Source organism: Azonexus hydrophilus (genome assembly GCF_905120355.1).
Lineage (GTDB): Bacteria > Pseudomonadota > Gammaproteobacteria > Burkholderiales > Rhodocyclaceae > Azonexus.
Window position 1 is genome coordinate 170,375 of sequence record NZ_CAJHOB010000005.1, and the last position, 15,144, is coordinate 185,518.

At 59.5% G+C, this 15,144-nt stretch carries 22 protein-coding genes; 20 read left to right on the forward strand and 2 right to left on the reverse strand.

What is annotated here, in order from left to right:
• The first annotated feature begins 29 nt into the window (after nucleotides 1–29).
• The 14 genes from JYJ39_RS05730 (at nucleotide 30) to JYJ39_RS05795 (ending at nucleotide 11,055) form a co-directional block, all read left to right on the forward strand.
• Entirely contained in the window at nucleotides 30–1,304 is a 1,275-nt protein-coding gene (locus JYJ39_RS05730) for a tyrosine-type recombinase/integrase (RefSeq protein WP_205202803.1), read from the forward strand.
• Nucleotides 1,305–1,315: 11 nt separating this feature from the next.
• Complete coding sequence (locus tag JYJ39_RS05735; protein ID WP_205202805.1) at nucleotides 1,316–1,891, forward strand: hypothetical protein; 576 nt, start codon at nucleotides 1,316–1,318, stop codon at nucleotides 1,889–1,891.
• A gap of 116 nt (nucleotides 1,892–2,007) precedes the next feature.
• The gene (locus JYJ39_RS05740; protein ID WP_205202807.1) at nucleotides 2,008–2,226 is read left to right on the forward strand and encodes a helix-turn-helix transcriptional regulator; all 219 of its coding nucleotides are present in this window, start codon (nucleotides 2,008–2,010) and stop codon (nucleotides 2,224–2,226) included.
• A gap of 393 nt (nucleotides 2,227–2,619) precedes the next feature.
• The gene (locus JYJ39_RS05745; protein WP_205202808.1) at nucleotides 2,620–2,913 is read left to right on the forward strand and encodes a hypothetical protein; all 294 of its coding nucleotides are present in this window, start codon (nucleotides 2,620–2,622) and stop codon (nucleotides 2,911–2,913) included.
• Nucleotides 2,910–3,686, forward strand: coding sequence for a helix-turn-helix domain-containing protein (locus JYJ39_RS05750; protein WP_205202809.1), 777 nt, complete (start codon nucleotides 2,910–2,912; stop codon nucleotides 3,684–3,686). The genes JYJ39_RS05745 and JYJ39_RS05750 overlap by 4 nt, the downstream gene beginning before the upstream one ends.
• Complete coding sequence (gene dnaB, locus JYJ39_RS05755) at nucleotides 3,644–5,086, forward strand: replicative DNA helicase (RefSeq protein ID WP_205202810.1); 1,443 nt, start codon at nucleotides 3,644–3,646, stop codon at nucleotides 5,084–5,086. Before JYJ39_RS05750 ends, dnaB begins: the two co-directional genes overlap by 43 nt.
• 97 nt (nucleotides 5,087–5,183) lie before the next feature.
• The gene (locus JYJ39_RS05760; protein WP_205202811.1) at nucleotides 5,184–5,900 is read left to right on the forward strand and encodes a helix-turn-helix domain-containing protein; all 717 of its coding nucleotides are present in this window, start codon (nucleotides 5,184–5,186) and stop codon (nucleotides 5,898–5,900) included.
• Complete coding sequence (locus JYJ39_RS05765; protein WP_205202812.1) at nucleotides 5,897–6,145, forward strand: hypothetical protein; 249 nt, start codon at nucleotides 5,897–5,899, stop codon at nucleotides 6,143–6,145. Before JYJ39_RS05760 ends, JYJ39_RS05765 begins: the two co-directional genes overlap by 4 nt.
• Complete coding sequence (locus JYJ39_RS05770; protein WP_205202813.1) at nucleotides 6,132–6,479, forward strand: hypothetical protein; 348 nt, start codon at nucleotides 6,132–6,134, stop codon at nucleotides 6,477–6,479. The genes JYJ39_RS05765 and JYJ39_RS05770 overlap by 14 nt, the downstream gene beginning before the upstream one ends.
• A 44-nt stretch (nucleotides 6,480–6,523) precedes the next feature.
• A complete protein-coding gene (locus tag JYJ39_RS05775; RefSeq protein WP_205202814.1) occupies nucleotides 6,524–7,156 on the forward strand; it encodes a hypothetical protein in 633 nt (210 codons plus the stop codon).
• A gap of 118 nt (nucleotides 7,157–7,274) precedes the next feature.
• Nucleotides 7,275–7,472, forward strand: a complete 198-nt coding sequence (locus JYJ39_RS05780; RefSeq protein WP_205202815.1) for a hypothetical protein — start codon at nucleotides 7,275–7,277, stop codon at nucleotides 7,470–7,472.
• Nucleotides 7,469–10,057 carry a transglycosylase SLT domain-containing protein gene (locus tag JYJ39_RS05785; protein WP_205202822.1) on the forward strand — a complete coding sequence of 863 codons (2,589 nt, stop codon included), beginning with the start codon at nucleotides 7,469–7,471 and terminating at the stop codon, nucleotides 10,055–10,057. Before JYJ39_RS05780 ends, JYJ39_RS05785 begins: the two co-directional genes overlap by 4 nt.
• Before the next feature lie 12 nt (nucleotides 10,058–10,069).
• Complete coding sequence (locus tag JYJ39_RS05790) at nucleotides 10,070–10,849, forward strand: hypothetical protein (protein WP_205202824.1); 780 nt, start codon at nucleotides 10,070–10,072, stop codon at nucleotides 10,847–10,849.
• Complete coding sequence (locus JYJ39_RS05795) at nucleotides 10,846–11,055, forward strand: hypothetical protein (protein ID WP_205202826.1); 210 nt, start codon at nucleotides 10,846–10,848, stop codon at nucleotides 11,053–11,055. The genes JYJ39_RS05790 and JYJ39_RS05795 overlap by 4 nt, the downstream gene beginning before the upstream one ends.
• A gap of 479 nt (nucleotides 11,056–11,534) precedes the next feature.
• Here the strand turns inward: JYJ39_RS05795 and JYJ39_RS05800 are convergent, their stop codons facing one another.
• Nucleotides 11,535–11,750, reverse strand: coding sequence for a helix-turn-helix domain-containing protein (locus JYJ39_RS05800; protein ID WP_205202828.1), 216 nt, complete (start codon nucleotides 11,748–11,750; stop codon nucleotides 11,535–11,537).
• 115 nt (nucleotides 11,751–11,865) lie between these two features.
• Here JYJ39_RS05800 and JYJ39_RS05805 point away from each other — a divergent pair, with 115 nt between their 5' ends.
• The 6 genes from JYJ39_RS05805 to JYJ39_RS05830 are packed head-to-tail and all read left to right on the forward strand — an operon-like array spanning nucleotide 11,866 to nucleotide 13,334.
• On the forward strand, nucleotides 11,866–12,180 hold the full coding sequence (locus JYJ39_RS05805) for a hypothetical protein (RefSeq protein WP_205202830.1): 315 nt from the start codon (nucleotides 11,866–11,868) through the stop codon (nucleotides 12,178–12,180).
• The gene (locus JYJ39_RS05810) at nucleotides 12,177–12,479 is read left to right on the forward strand and encodes a hypothetical protein (protein WP_205202832.1); all 303 of its coding nucleotides are present in this window, start codon (nucleotides 12,177–12,179) and stop codon (nucleotides 12,477–12,479) included. The genes JYJ39_RS05805 and JYJ39_RS05810 overlap by 4 nt, the downstream gene beginning before the upstream one ends.
• A 1-nt stretch (nucleotide 12,480) precedes the next feature.
• Nucleotides 12,481–12,720, forward strand: a complete 240-nt coding sequence (locus JYJ39_RS05815; protein ID WP_205202834.1) for a hypothetical protein — start codon at nucleotides 12,481–12,483, stop codon at nucleotides 12,718–12,720.
• Nucleotides 12,710–12,904, forward strand: coding sequence for a hypothetical protein (locus JYJ39_RS05820; protein ID WP_205202836.1), 195 nt, complete (start codon nucleotides 12,710–12,712; stop codon nucleotides 12,902–12,904). The genes JYJ39_RS05815 and JYJ39_RS05820 overlap by 11 nt, the downstream gene beginning before the upstream one ends.
• Nucleotides 12,901–13,074, forward strand: a complete 174-nt coding sequence (locus JYJ39_RS05825) for a hypothetical protein (protein ID WP_205202838.1) — start codon at nucleotides 12,901–12,903, stop codon at nucleotides 13,072–13,074. The genes JYJ39_RS05820 and JYJ39_RS05825 overlap by 4 nt, the downstream gene beginning before the upstream one ends.
• Nucleotides 13,074–13,334, forward strand: a complete 261-nt coding sequence (locus JYJ39_RS05830; RefSeq protein WP_430622468.1) for a helix-turn-helix transcriptional regulator — start codon at nucleotides 13,074–13,076, stop codon at nucleotides 13,332–13,334. The genes JYJ39_RS05825 and JYJ39_RS05830 overlap by 1 nt, the downstream gene beginning before the upstream one ends.
• 286 nt (nucleotides 13,335–13,620) lie before the next feature.
• On the opposite strand, the gene JYJ39_RS05835 is transcribed toward JYJ39_RS05830, so the two are convergent.
• A complete protein-coding gene (locus tag JYJ39_RS05835) occupies nucleotides 13,621–14,949 on the reverse strand; it encodes a M48 family metalloprotease (protein WP_205202840.1) in 1,329 nt (442 codons plus the stop codon).
• Nucleotides 14,950–15,144: the final 195 nt, after the last annotated feature.

The following is a 15,144-nucleotide window of genomic DNA, read 5'->3' on the forward strand; positions in this document are numbered from 1 at the left end:
AGCGGGTACGAGAAAAACAGGAGCCCTGCATGCTGACCGATACCCATTGCCGCACCGCCAAGCCCAGAGAAAAGCCATACAAGCTGCCCGACGGAAAGGGTTTGTATCTTGAGGTAAAACCCAACGGCGTGAAGGCGTGGCGCTATCGCTTCAAGCTCTCCAGGGATGGGGCCATCAAAGAAAGTGTGTTTGCTATCGGCGAATACACCAACGCACCCAACGGCGAAACGGTGGAGGATGCTACCGCCAGAAAAGCCGGCGGACGCTTCACATTGGCTGAGGCAAGAGACGAGCGCACCAAGGCGCGGGCATTGGTTAAGCAGGGCATCAATCCGGCGCAGCATCGGCAACTGGAGCGCACCAAACGCACTCAGGAAAACGCTACCACCTTCGAGTCCGTCGCCAAGGAGTGGCTGGCCCTTAAGGACTGGGAGGATGTCACCAAAAAACGCCGGCTTGACATGCTTACGCGGGTAGTATTTCCCATCATCGGGACATTGCCGGTGAAGCAGATCACACCGCCGGTCATTCTCGACATTCTCAAGAAGGCCACCGAGAAAAATGGGGTTTCGGTCAGGGATGAGGCCAAGCGCACCATGTTCGGCATCTTCGAGTTAGCAGCAGAAACCTTCCGCGTCGATTCCAATCCCGTGCACCAGTGGCGCGAAGCCTTACCGAAGAACAAGACCCAGCACAAGCGCCCGCTTGAGATTGCTGAAATCGGCCAACTGCTGCGCGACTTCGATGGACACGGCGGGCGGCACGAAACCATCACGGCATTCCGCCTGATGTGGCTGACACTGACCCGCCCAAGCGAAGCGGTGGAGGCGCGCTGGGAAGAGTTCGATCTGGACGCAGCGCTATGGCGCATCCCATCCGAGCGGATGAAGAAGCGCAAAGAGCATGTCGTTCCTCTACCCAGACAAGCCGTGGAAATGCTGCGCGTTTTGCATGGGCTTACAGGCCGACATGCTCATCTGTTTCCGCACCGGGACGACAAGACAAAACCCATGGCGACCGCATCTTTTCGTCAAGCATTGATGGTATTGGGCTGGGCAGGGAAATTCAGCCCCCATGCCACGCGCACCACAGGCAGTACGCGCCTAAATGAAATGGGCTACTCGTCAGACTGGATTGAGCGGCAGTTGGCGCATGCCGAACCTAATGCGGTTCGGCGCACATACAACCATGCCGAGCATCTGGCTGACCGCGCCAGAATGATGCAGCAATGGGCTGACATGCTGGATTCCTGGAAGAGCAATGATGGCGCTAACGTGGTGCCTCTACGGCCTGCGGCGGCTTAACTGGATTGAGCATGAAAAAGCAAACAAAACGCGAAGCCATCGAAGCGATTGTCGGGGATTTTTTGCTCTTCTCATACCGAGGCGGCAGAGCTGACATCAGCGACGTGAAGAATAGACACGAACGAATCAAAACCACTCTCATCTCCTGCGGCGATGAGTTTGATGCACATGATTTGCTGTGGCTGTTTATGCGACTTGAGAACCGGGCCGTAGAAGAGATTGCGAAGTTGGCGGCTTTGGCTCAAACAACAGAGCCGGAGCAGATGAAAAAGCACGGATTGCCAACCGGCTTGATTGACGGTGCCATCAGGCTTAAAGAGCACAATGGCAAGCAGGCCAAGGCGGTATCTGCGGCCAACGCCCGTGCTTCCAAGCAGGATGCTAAAGATGAGCAGGCATTCAAGACGTGGGCGAGACAAGCTATTAACCAAGAGACAGATTCAGGGAGTATTCAGATTGAAGATGTGCGCGGGATGGGCGGTTTTGAATCATCCTGGGGGCAGGCCGATAACACGCTGAAGCGGTGGGTGAAAGAAGCAATCCCCGGCTTCATCTTCAAGAGAGGGCGGAGCAAGAAAAATAAATAGTCGCGCTGTCAGTAAATAGCATTTGCTGGCAATGGCCTGAATTTTCACCCAAGGCTCAAACATTCAGCATTCAGTCATTCCGGTTTTCACCGGCTTTCTCGGACAAAGAAAAGAACATGACTGAACCAACAAAGTGCGCGCCGACCATCATTCGGCGCGATGAAGTAACCGCAAAAACCGGGCTTCCTCGATCCTCCATCTACGACCGCGTAAAAGCCGGCACATTCCCTGCGCCAATACGTCTAGGGGTTGGCGCCAAGGCCGTCGGCTGGGTCTCTTCTGAGATTGACGACTGGATTGCCGAGCAAATAAAGAACAGTCGCGCAGCGGCTTGAGGGGCGGCCATGAACCGCTCACGCATTCACGCGGCGATCATCCGCGCTGCCCTCTGGGGCTTGATCCCCATCGGCCTGGCTTGCTGGCTCACCCGTCACGGAGGGCCGCGCCGTGGCTGAAAAACCGAAACCCGAATGGCAATTTAGGCAGCAGTGGTGGGCGTATTGCATCGCCCGGCATTCCGGCATGGTCAAGCAGGCGTGCATCCGTTTGTGGTGCAAAGCCTACCCAGCCACCAAGCCCGCAACGCGGCCAGCCTCCGGCCAGCGGAATCACACAGGCGCATTTGCTGGCTACGAGGCTGGCAAGGCCGATCTGACAGCGCGGGCAACGACACCCACCGAATACGCATCAGCGTGCCGCAAGGCCGCGAAGAAGGCGAGGGTTTGAGCATGAGCATTGCCACCATTTCTGCCGTCTGGGAGTCGTTCCAAGGCAGCACAGAGGAAAGACTTGTGTTGCTCGCCATTGCCGACGGCTCCGGCTCTGACGGCCTATTCACCCTCAATCCAGGCCATATTGCCAAGAAGTGCCGCATGACGCCTGAACAGGCCGGCGAGATTCTTGGGCGCCTTGTGGCTGCCGCATGGATCAAGGACGAGGGCGCCAAGCATGAGGGCGGTGCTGTGTTCCGCATTACGCCGATCATCAAGAACGCCACCCTGAAGAAAGGGCCGCGTCCATGAGCATCGCCGTCATGACAAAGGTGTGGGCCTCATACCCCGGCGCGGGCTCCGAATTGCTCGCCATGCTCGCTTTGGCGGACTGGGCAGACGATAACGGGCGGTGCTGGCCTTCTATGGCGTCCATTGCAAGCAAGACTCGTCTATCCAGATCACAGGCACAGCGAATCGTGCATGGTCTTATTGACGCGGGGTATGTATCAGTCACAGGAAACGAGACAGGCGGAAAACCCGGCTCAACCCGGCAATATCAGATCAACCTCAAAGCCTTGACGGGTAGCGCAGATGCAACCCCTACGGGCCGCACCCATGCGACGGGTAGCGAGGATGCGACGGGTAGCACCCATGCACAGGAGGGGCCGCACCCATGCGCAGAGACGGGCCGCGCCCATGCGACCCAAACCGTCAGTGAACCGTCAATAACCGTCAATACGCGGGAGCAAGCCCCCGCCCCCCAGATGGCCAGCAAGGAAAAATCAGGGACAACCCTGAAAGCCTTCCTTGAGTCCTGCAAGGAAACCGGCGAGAAACCATTCCCCGAAGATGACACGATTTTCGACTATGCCGAAAAGGTTGGCATCGACAACGAAATGATGGCTGTCGCATGGGCTGAGTTCAAAGCCCGCCTTTTGCCGACCACGAAGCGACAGAAGGACTGGCGGGCGCACTTTCGCAATGCCGTGCGCCGCAACTGGTACAGCTTGTGGTTCCTGAAAGAAGGCGAGGCAGCGCGATGGACTACTGCCGGCGAACAGGCAAGGAGGGCCGCAGCATGACCGCGCCTGACCTTCGTCTTCCCCCGCACTCCATCGAGGCCGAACAATCCGTTATCGGCGGCCTGCTGCTCGACAACCGCGCCTGGGATCGTATCGCCGGCCAAGTGGCAGAGGCAGATTTCTACCGCGATGAGCACCGGCGCATCTTTCGGCACATCACCCGCATGCTCGACCGTGGGCAGCCGGCTGATGTGGTGACTGTCGCCGAGAGCCTGGAGGACAGCAACGAGGCCGAACTTACCGGCGGCCTGGCCTACCTGGGCGAAATCGCCAACAACACCCCCAGCGCCGCCAACATCCGGCGCTATGCGGAGATTGTCTCGGAGCGCGCAATTCTGCGGAAGCTGGTGGCAACCGCTGATGAAATCTCTGCCGATGCCATGAACCCGGCCGGGCGCGGAGTGATGGAATTGCTGGAGAAAGCGTCCGGCCTTGTGATGGGCTTGGCAGGCGCCCGCCACGCTGGCCGGGAACCGCAGAGCATTGACGAACTGTTGCCGGGCGTCCTGGAGACGCTGGAGCAGCGTACCGAGAAACGCGGGCAGATTGCTGGACTACCGACCGGCTTCAGGGACTTGGATAAGGCGACATGCGGCCTGCACCCCGGCGACCTCATTGTCATTGCCGGGCGCCCGTCGATGGGCAAATCGACCCTGGCCGCAAATATTGCGGAGAACGTGGCGATCAATGGCGGGACGGCATTCTTCGTCAGCCTGGAAATGTCAGCCCACCAGCTTGCAGAAAGGGCCGTCGCCCGCTTTGGAAGCCTGGACACTCAAGCGCTGCGATCCGGCGATATTTCCGATGATGACTACACCAAGATTTCGGCATCACTGGCCCGATTGCATCAGAAGCGCCTTGTCATTGCTGACGATCCGAGCTTGAGCAGGGCTGAGCGTATTCGCTTGGCTGCGCGGAAGGTGAAACAGCGTATGGGCAGCCTCGATCTGATCGTTATCGACTACCTGCAACTGATGTCGCACGGCGCCAACACCCGCAACGAGGAACTGGGCCACATCACGCGCTACCTGAAATTGACCGCGCGGGAACTGTCGGTGCCGATCATCGTCCTGTCGCAGCTTTCCCGGAAGGTGGAAGAGCGCACCGACAAGAAACCGATGATGTCCGATCTGCGCGAATCCGGGGCCATTGAGCAGGATGCCGATTTAATCCTGATGACTTACCGCGACGATTACTACAACCCCGACAGCCAATTCAAAGGATTCGCCGAAGTCCTGATCCGAAAACAACGCATGGGGCCGCTGGGTGACGTGCGACTGGTCTTCCAGGGGCAGTTCTCCCGGTTCTGCGATGCCGATCAGCGCGAGTTTGCAGAAGCAGCGGCACGGGCAGCCCAGACCAAGCCGGCGCGATCCGGCCGGAGGGGGTTCGATGGCTGAAATCTTCACCTTTCGGCAAAAGCCGATAGCGGCCTTTCTTGCCGCCCTGAGAATCCCCGCCAGACCACCAGAAAACGCACAGGAGGCAAAAAGCGCGATGAATGCACCCGCATATATTCCCGAGAATGAAAAAACGCCCCAGAGCGCCGGAAATGGCGATTGGCTATCCGGCGTAGATTTCGAGAACGACGATGAGGCGCCGGGCCTGCCGGTTTTTCGGGACAACGTGAAGATCGAACAGGCGGCTGTGGTGAAAACCATCGGCGCCCGGATGCGAGAGGCGCGCGAACTGTGCAACATGTCCCAGAGCGCGGCCGCCAGGCGCCTGGGGTACTCGAACCCCTCGAAGCTCTCCAAGGTGGAAGGGGCGACCGATACCAACTCTGCGCCTTTGTGGCTGATCTCGCGCGCCTCGAAACTTTATGACGTTTCGGTCGATTTCCTTTTCGGCCTCACCGACGATTTTGAGGTCGGCTTGCAGCGTGGCGTTCAGACCTGGCTGGTTGTCGAGTTGGAGAAATCACGCATCCGCGACATGGCCGAACTGGAAAAGCTGCACCGCCGCGTTACCGCTATCTCCCGCTTGCTGCCGACCGTCGCCGATGAAGCCGAGCGAACCGCCGAAGCCATCCGGCGCTTTGCCGAAATCAACCCCGGATTCGATGACATGCGCGGCGGTGCTCGCCTTGCCGCTGCCGCCGAAAACCTCGTCCGCCATGCCGCAAAAGCCAATAGCACAGCCCAGCGTTTTCGCATCGAAATCGGCGTCGACCGTAGCAATCAACCCACCACACCTGAAGGAGAACCCGCATGACCACTGCCCACACCCCGGCCAACTGTGGCATCTGCCACGGCATTGCCCAATCCTGCATGTCGGCCCTGAAAGAGGCCGCCAGCGCCGCGACAACCGAGCGTTTTATCAGCCTGGCAACCCGGCAAATTGAGGAATCCGGCCAGCCCGCAACCCCCGAGCTCGTTGCTGCCAGTCTGCACACGACATTGAAGGCCATCAGTGCTATTTCGAGCGAATTTCAAGGGGCCAGCAATGAACCGAAATAATGCACTGGCGGCCCTCAATGAGGCCGAAATCCAGACGCTTGCGGCTGAGGCGCATTCGGCCTTGGAAAGCTTTGTCGGCAGCATGTCGCCGCGTGACTTGATTCTCCGCGCTGTTCTGCATACCGAGCGTAAAGGCCGGTTTTCGTTGAAGGCTGTCGGTGCTCATTTGCGCGACCAAGCGGCAGCTTATGCACAGAGCCGGCGCGACCTGGAGGCTTACGAACAGGGCTTTGAGCACTGGATTCAGAGCGATGAACCGGAGCCGCAGCGCCGCCCTTCTGTACGGCGCCCGGCAAGAAGCCTAAAAGCCGGAAAACGGCGCAAAACACGCTAACTACCGGGCAGAAAATGCCCGAAACCAATCAGGAGTAATCAAGCATGCTCACCTCCCAGCTACCCACCCCAAGCCCGGATGATCTTCGGGCATTCCAGCACAATCCCGAGGCGATCCGCACCGCCATCGGCATCAAGACTGACTTGCTGCGCGCGATTCAAGCGCTTCACCCTTTCACGGTCATTGCAGTGGCCCGGCAGTTTTTCCCCGGAGAAGGCGACTTTCAAGCCGCTTCCAAGCTGGGCCTAGAGATTGCCGCTGGCCTTCGGGAACTTGCCGCCCACGGCGAAGACTGCGGCAGCGTAGCGGCTGCCGAGAAGGCCCGGATTGCCCCAGCCATGGGGGCGGCTGTACGTCGCACCTTTGAAATCGCAGCCAAGCTGCCCATGCTTGAATCAGCGATCCGCAATCACAGCACCGAGAGCGACAAGAAACGTGCCTCCTTGGAAGCGGCCGGCGTGACCGGCGACGATCTGGAACGACTCAGCAACGCTGAGTCCATCGGTGCCCTGATTGCCGAACAAGCAGCCTTGCGGATCGAGAGCGAAAGCCTCCAGCTATTCATCTCCACCGGCGATGAGCGCCACCTTCCCGCCGGTTTTGTTGTTGATGAACCAGCCAAGGTTTGCGCCCCTGTGCCAAAGCTCGAAATCCCGGCCTTCCTGAAGGCTGCGTAACGATCAATGGCCGGGCGCAGAGGGGCAAATACAACACCGCGCAGCGCTTCGCGGGAATAGCCCCCGGCCTTCGAGTCGGCCTCATTGAGGCCCGGCCACCAGAAAGGAAAAGCCAACCATGAAAATGAATGGCAGTCAGACCAGCAGCGGGCGCCCTCTTGCGTCCCGCACCATCCGTGCAAAAGCAGCCCAGCATGCCCGCGATGCAGTTGCAGTGCTGGCGGAGATAGCAAGGGATACCAAGGCGCCGGCATCCGATAGGGTTGCGGCTGCATCCGCCTTGCTGATGCATGCCATCGAGCAGAAGGCTGCATGATGGCACTGAAGCATGACGCGCAAGGGTTCCTAGTTGGAGACCCTATCGACCTTGGCGTAACGCTGAAGGCCCTAGAATCCATCAAAAATGATGTTCAGGCGATTCGCAAGGCGGTGACAGGTGCAACGGCGAGCATGACCGCCGGCGCCAAGCGCCAATCCGGCAAAGAGCAGGCGGCCGCTATAGTTGCGCTTCCTGCTGGACGCCGTGGCGGGAATGCCAACGCCACTACTCGTCGCGCCCAAACGCCGTCAGGAAAGTCACGGCACGCCGCAGCGGTCGTGCGGCAAGAATCACGCGCGGCAACCAAAACCGTTGCAGTGCCGGCGGGAAGAGACGGCCGAGGGCGCTTTGTTGCCGGCAACACCAGCATTGACGGCAGGCTGCATGATCGTGACGCCCGCACGGGAGACGGCGCAATTCGAGGCTTCACCGACCGTGTTGTCAGTGCCGTGAATGGAGCAGGCGGCGGCATGGAAGAGGCTGACCCGGCCGTCAAGGCATTCAATGAGGTTGCGCAACCAATGGCGCGCGGCTATGAAATGCTGACCGGTGGCAGCGAGGACAAGAAGCAGACCGGTTTTCTCCGGCGCATTTTCTCCACTCTGAACGTGTTCAGGAAGGAAGAAACGGCCTACTCAAAGGCGGCAAACAAGAGCCTGAAGGTGCTTGAGGAAAAGCCGGAAGCCAAGGGTGGCGGAGACGGCGGCGGCCTATTGGGCATGATGTCCGGCCTGCTGTCGAAAATCCCGGTTATCGGGCCGATGCTGGCCGGTGGCGCCGGAATGATGGGCGGCGCCGGCAAGGGCTTGATGGGCGCCGGAAAAGGATTGCTTGGAGCCGGCAAGGGGATGCTTCGCCGCATCCCGCTACTTGGCGCGCTGATCGGCGGCGTCGGGGCGGCATCCGACATTTACAGCAGCGAAACAGATGACTCGCTGACCAGGCGCCAGAAGGACGAAAACGCAGGAAAGGCGGTTGGAGGGTTTGCCGGCAGTGTCGGCGGCATGCTCGCCGGCGCGAAGCTGGGGGCGATGGCCGGCGCAATCGGCGGCCCTATCGGGGTTGCTATCGGCGGCGTCCTGGGTGGCGCTGTCGGAATGTTCTTTGGCGACCAGGCCGGGCAGATCATCGGCGACACTGTTGGTGGGTGGGTTTCTGATCTTCGGGAGGCGGACATACCCGGAAAGATCGTTGGCGCCTGGGAGGCGACAACCGACTTCCTCAAGAAGGGATGGGACGGCGCGCTCGAAAAGTTGTCCGACGCCTGGAAGGGCATCAAGGACGCTGGAAGCCAGGCCGCCCAATGGGCCTCAGACAAGGCCAATGCCGCCAATAACTTCATCAAGGACAAAACCGGCGTCGATGTGAAAGGCGCTGCTGTTGCAGCCAAAGAAAAGGCGGTCGAGGTCGGGGCGAAGGCCGCAGAGAAGGTTCAGAAAGGCGCCGAGTACGTTGCTAACAACACGACCATTGGCAAGGGCGTCAAGGCGGCCGGGCAAGGCGCATCGGTCGTAGCTGAGAAGACAGCAGCGGCAGCAGAACGCGCCTATAACGTCACGGCAGCAACGGCAGGGTCTGCCCTGGAAACCGTCATGCCCAAAGGCTACCGGCACAAGGCATTGTTTGACGGTATCAAGGGCGGCGACAGCCTGACCAAGTACGGCAGCTACACCGATGAGGAAGCGGCCAAGATTCGGGAGCTCAAAACCAGCGGCGCCAACACGTCGGCAAACGTCAAGGGCGGCATGTCGCTGGAAGTTCAGGACAAGATTTCAGCGCAGGCGAAAAAGGCCGGCCTCGATCCGGTGATGATGCAGAAGATCGCCGCGATGGAGAGCGGCGGCAACGCCAATGCAATCAGCAGCACGGGCGCGGCAGGCATCTATCAATTCACCGGCCAGACAGCATCTGGCGTCGGCATCAAGAACCGTTTCGACGTGGATCAGAACATCGAGGGTGGAATGAAGCTGACCAGGCAGAACCAGGCGGCATTGGAGAAGTCCGGCCTGCCGGTTTCGGCTGAAAACCTCTACATGATGCACCAGCTTGGGCCGAAGGCTGCCCAAGAGGTGATTCGTGGTGCGGCTGATGGGAAGTCGAAGGCGGACATGTCGCCCGAGACCCAGAAGGCAATGAACCTCAACTACGGCGCGAACAGTGCGAGCGCTGCCGACTACATCGCCACGAACAAGAAGGCGCTGGATGATCGCTATGCGGCCGTGACCAAAGACACGGGAGGGGCGCAAACGGCCATTGCCAAAGCGCAGCAGGCACCCACAGCAACCCTCGCGGCAGCTTCGCCGATACAAGCGCCGGCAACGGTAGTTACGCCAGCCTTCAAAACGGCATCCATCGCATCACCGGCCGCCCCCGTTTCCACAAGCATTAGCGCGCCGCCGGTATCCGTGGCGCCGAAAACTGCACCGATTGCCGACGCCCCTCCTGTCGTCGATACCCTGGCATCCAATACCGGGAGCGGACGGAAGACCCAGGCCATCACCGTAGCGGCGCCAGAGGCAGGGCAAGACCTGAAGGATCGCCGCATTGCCCACATCGTCACCGGCGGCCTGTCTGCCACCTGAAGAGCAAAAACCATGAACCCTCCAAGTCTCGATACAAATACCCTGTCCTCGCTGTGGGATGGGCTGTCGCCGCACCTGATTGCCAGCTTCTACGAGGTTGAGCGCGGCGGAACTGATCGCCAAGCGTGGCTTCCTGTACAAGGCGGCCCCAGTGTCAAAGCGCCCCTCACCGAGGCGAATCTTGAACTTCTGCTCAACTGGCAAAGCCCTTTCGAGAATGCCGGCGCCGACAAGGGAATGCCCAGCCTCAGCGCTATGTTGCAATCAGGCGCTCTGCAACCATTCGTCAGCGACAACGGCAAAGCAAGCGAGTCCCTTGGGAAGTTCGAAGGCCGTACCGGTATCACCAAGCTGAATTCCACACAGGTTTTCAGCGGAATGCCCCCGGTAAAACTCCAAGTCACAGCCCTGTTTAGGGCCTGGCGCAATGCCCTGACAGAAGTTGAGGCCCCCATTGACCAGCTGATGAAGTGGGCGCTACCCAAAGAGCTTGCGACTGAAGGCCCGATACTCTCGTTGATCGAGGGGGCAAAACAGGTTGCATCCGGGAAACCGCTGGACGGTGCCGCTGCCCAAGCGCTATTACCCTCGCTTGCCCCCTGCAAAATCGCCATGAAGTACAAAGGGAGATTGCTTTCTCCATTGGTGATCGAGTCCATCGGGCAGCCGTGGAGCTCTCCAGTTGATAAGGGCGGGCGTTTCGTCGAAATGGCTGTGCCCATGACCCTTTGCACACTCACCGCCCTGGATCGCAACGACTGGAACCAGGTAACAGCCGGACTCCAGAAATGATGCCGAACCGACTACGGGCACCACTGACCCCTGACGAAGCCCTTGGGGAGCAATACAGCGACCGCCCCCAGTTTCTCCGGGAGATAGCCGAGGAAACCGGCAATCGCGGCCTGATGGGCATTGCGCGCGCCATTCAGATCGACAACCGGAAGCGGACAGCGGAAGCCAGCCGGCGGCGCCATGAAGCACTGGCCGGAAAACGATAGTGAATGTCCGCCATCAAGGTTTTCTGAAGTGGCGCATGGTTTCTGGAAAACCTTCAAACCAAAGCCTGAAAAACCTTGCAAAGCCGCGCCAATGCTGAAGATGATGGTTTTTTTGGGGATGGTTTCCCCGAATTTCTACAGCCCAAGCGCGCGTGCGCGCGCGAGGAAACCATGACTGACCAGAAAGTTACTCCATAACCAGCAATTCGGCTGGCTAACTCTCGACATGGAGCCGTGCCGCCTGCCACCGCCCGGAATCGCCTGATATTGCCAGTCATTGATAATTCTCTGCACATTGTAGTTTGCAAGCGCAGAAGGTTGTTTTTATTGGAGTTTTTCGGCCTTGTCTTTCGTTGATACCATCAGCCGTACCATCAATAAAAAATGCTGCAAACACCAGTAATTTCAATGGGTTGCAGTCTGTTTTGACGAGATGCCGGGATGCGCGGCAATGAATCATGGTATCGCCGGCCGAAACATCAATCAGGGGTGGGGTGATCCTTCAGCGCATCCGGGTTGATCTGAAACCCTTCCCTGACCACCTGGCCACAGCATGGGCATAGCGTCTTGTCCTGCTGGCGCTTGAGCGCGGTATAGAGCGTGCTGGTGGCAATCCCGGCCTGCTGGGCTGCTGCATAGGGCGTCATGCCCTGGCGGACGAGCGCGATGGCCGTCTGTGTTTTCGATTTTTCCACTCTCGTTCCGATCTGGGGTTTCTGTTGGCTGAAGTTTAGCACTAGCATAAACTGCTTGACAGTATGCATAGCTGTTCCTACTATACATACACACCAACCACGAAAGGAGCCAATCATGGCAAAGCAAGAGCCGACAAAAAGCAGCGCAGCATCCATTGATGAAACCACGAAGGCGCTTTTCGGGCAGTTCCCGGCGGACGTAATCATCCCCATCCGTTGGGGTGAGGAAACACTTGATCGACTGGAGGCCGTCTTTCACGCCATCGAGTTGCTGCACGAAAAGGGCGGGCAAGAATCCCGCATCCTTCATCTGGCAAAGCTGGGGAGCTACGTCGCCAGCGACATGAGCAATTGCATTGGGTGCGAGTACGAATCGAGGGACGAGGTACTGCAAAAAGCCCTGGCAGCCGAAAGCGAGGCGCAATCATGATCGCCAAACCCACCGATTTACGCGACCTGTACGGCACTATCCATGACATGGACGCCCTGGCGCAAGAAGGGCTGGCGGAAATCATCGCAATTGCCAAGCTCGCCCTGGCTGCAATGGAATCGCCGACCAATCACCCTGACATGAGCACCATTGCCCGTATTTTTTCAGGCATTTGGATGAAGTCGGAACACCTTGCAGGATGCATCGCCAGTGAAGCGCTTGGCGTCGGATGCGCAAGCGAGGACGAGGCCGCGCAACGCCGGACGGAGGCTTTCATCGCATCGCAAAAGGCGGTGTGACATGGGCGAAGTCATCGCATTCAATCCAGCGCGCAAGCTGCTTATCGAAAGCATCGCCGCGCTCAATGAGAGCATGAGTCGTCACGGCCTTCCTGAGCCAACCAACGGAGCAGAAGAACAAATGATGGCTGACGTGGAGGCGGCGCACGAGGCATGGGTTAGCGCCTTCGCCGCATACATTGAACAGGTCAATCGTTTCAGGATGACTGTCGGACTGGAGCCGCTTTGCCGTGAAAACTGACAACGAAATCACCCGCCTGAGACAGGCCAGGGACGACACCCAGCAGGCGCTATCCGATGCCCGCCGGAGTCTCAGCGCCGCACAGACGGCCTATGCCAAGGCACGGAAGGCGGAACGCGCCGCCCTGCTGGCCTATGTCGAAGCGATGGAAACCAAGCAACTAATGAAAGGAACGAGACCATGACCAAGGACGAACTGAGCAGCGAACTGATGGATGCACGGGCAATGGTGCTGGGGTGCCTGTCCCTCCTGGAGGAAACACCCCCGGAAGATCGGAGCGAAGAGGAAATCGCTACCTGGCTGATGCTGAAGCGGGTGAATGCAATCCTCGTTGAAGCAATCGAGGTGGCTTGATGGCTGGCCGCGATCTGACCATGGACGAAATGAAGAAGCCGGGGCGGGTGCTGATCGACCGGAGCCGGCTTCATGAAATCGTTCCCCTATCGGAGCGGACGATTTTTGACATGGAGAAGCGCGGCGAATTTCCCCAGCGCTTCACCCTGTCCGCCCGGCGCGTGGCCTGGGACTTGGCCGAGGTTGAAGCCTGGATCGAGGAACGGCAATCCGGTGGAGGAAAAGCCTCGTTCCCTAAACCTCGAAATGCAGAGCTCTGATACCACCCGGCCCGGCGCCGGGTTTTTCGTTTCTGGGGATGACTGGCACAATAGAGGCTACTGCGGCCTGAACTACCAAGGCACATTTTCAAAAGCGGGTATGAAAGCGGGTACAAAATGAACAGATCGTGAATGGAATCTATATTCGGCAAGGAAATTCTCGAAAACTTCCCGTTTAACGTCTGATCGGGAATACCCTGTGGGGCTTTCGTGATCGAGAGCGCCACAGGTCAGTGCCGTGCGTGTGTTACCCGCTCGGTGCGGCTGGCAGGCAATCTATCGGCGCCTACTTCACGTAACCCCAGCCCCGCAAACGGCTGTAGGCATATTCGGCCGCCTTGCCCTGGCGCTGCTGGTTCAGATAGCCAGCGTATTGTCTGGCCGCTTCCTGGCGTTTGCCCATGCCTTCCAGGGCTACGCCCTTGAGGAAACCGACGCCGGCGTCGCCGGGGAGCATGCGGTCGTACTGGTCGAGGCTGGCGTAAGCGGCGGCGGGATCTTTCAGGCCGAGGGCAAGGGCGCCGGCGAGTTTGTGTGCTTGTGCCTCCTGCGGGTAAATCTGCTTGGCCGTGTTGGCGTAGGCCAGTGCCTCGCGGGATTTGCCCTGGGCTTCCAGGCATTGGCCCATGAGCAGGTTGCTCGCGTAGTCGCGCGGGGTTTTCTGCAGGGCGCTGCGGAATTGCCCTTCGGCTTTGTCATAGGCCTTGCTGGCCATGGCGACTTCACCGTTCTGACAGGCCTCGATGGTGGGTTTGATGCGGCGCAGGCTGGCCGTGCTGTCCATGAAACGCTGGCGGCCAGGATCTCGCTTGAGGCTGGCGGCGTATTGCGTACTGGCGAGTTGTTGTGCGGTGTCGCGGCGCTCGACGCTCATCGGATGGGTGGAAAACATGGTCTGCAACATTCCGGGCTGCTCTTTCTGCTGGCGGACCAGCAGTTCGTGCAGGCGCGTCATGCCGCTGGCCGGATAGCCGGCGCGCACCATGTATTCCTGACCGAGGGCGTCCGCCTCGCGCTCGTTGTCGCGCGAATAGCCGGACAGCAGCAGGCTGGCCCCCAGTTGCCCGCCAATGGCGACCAGTCCGCCCCATTCACTGCTTGATGCGGCGATGCCGACTCCCGCCATGGCAACCGAGGCAATCATCGACTGGCCCTGGCGCTGGGCGGCGTGGCGGGCGTTGACGTGGCCCATTTCATGGCCCAGTAGTGCGGCCAGTTCGGCCTCATCCTGCAGTTCGACCAGAATCCCGCGCGTGACGCCCATGGCGCCACCGGGGAAGGTGTAGGCATTGACGTAGTTGGCGTTCAGCACCCGGTAGGAATAGGGCATGTTCGGGCGGTGCGTGAGTTTGTCCATGCGTTGCCCGACCGAGCTGACGTAGGTGTTGACCTGGCTATCCTGAATCGGCCCCAGATCGGTGGAGAACTGCTGTGGCGCGACTTGCTGGTCGACGGCTTTTTCCTGCGCTTCGCTCATGCCGACTAGGATGGATTTGCCGCCGATCGGTGACTGGGCACAGCCGGACAGGGCGGCGGCACTGAAAAACCACAGGACGTCGCGGCGGGTCAGGCGCTGGCGGGCGAGACGTTGGGCAAGCGGGGCGTTCGAGGGCATCTGGGCATCCTTTGCACAAAGCAATACGAGTTGCTGGATTTTGGCATGGGTGAACATCAGGTCAAGCCGGAGAAGACCAACGGCGATAAAAAAAGGGCAGCTCGCGCTGCCCTTGGTTCAGAGTGAAACGGCGGCCCGTCTTACTTTTCCTCTCCTTTGACGAAGAAGGAGATGAGGTAGACGATGAGACCGACG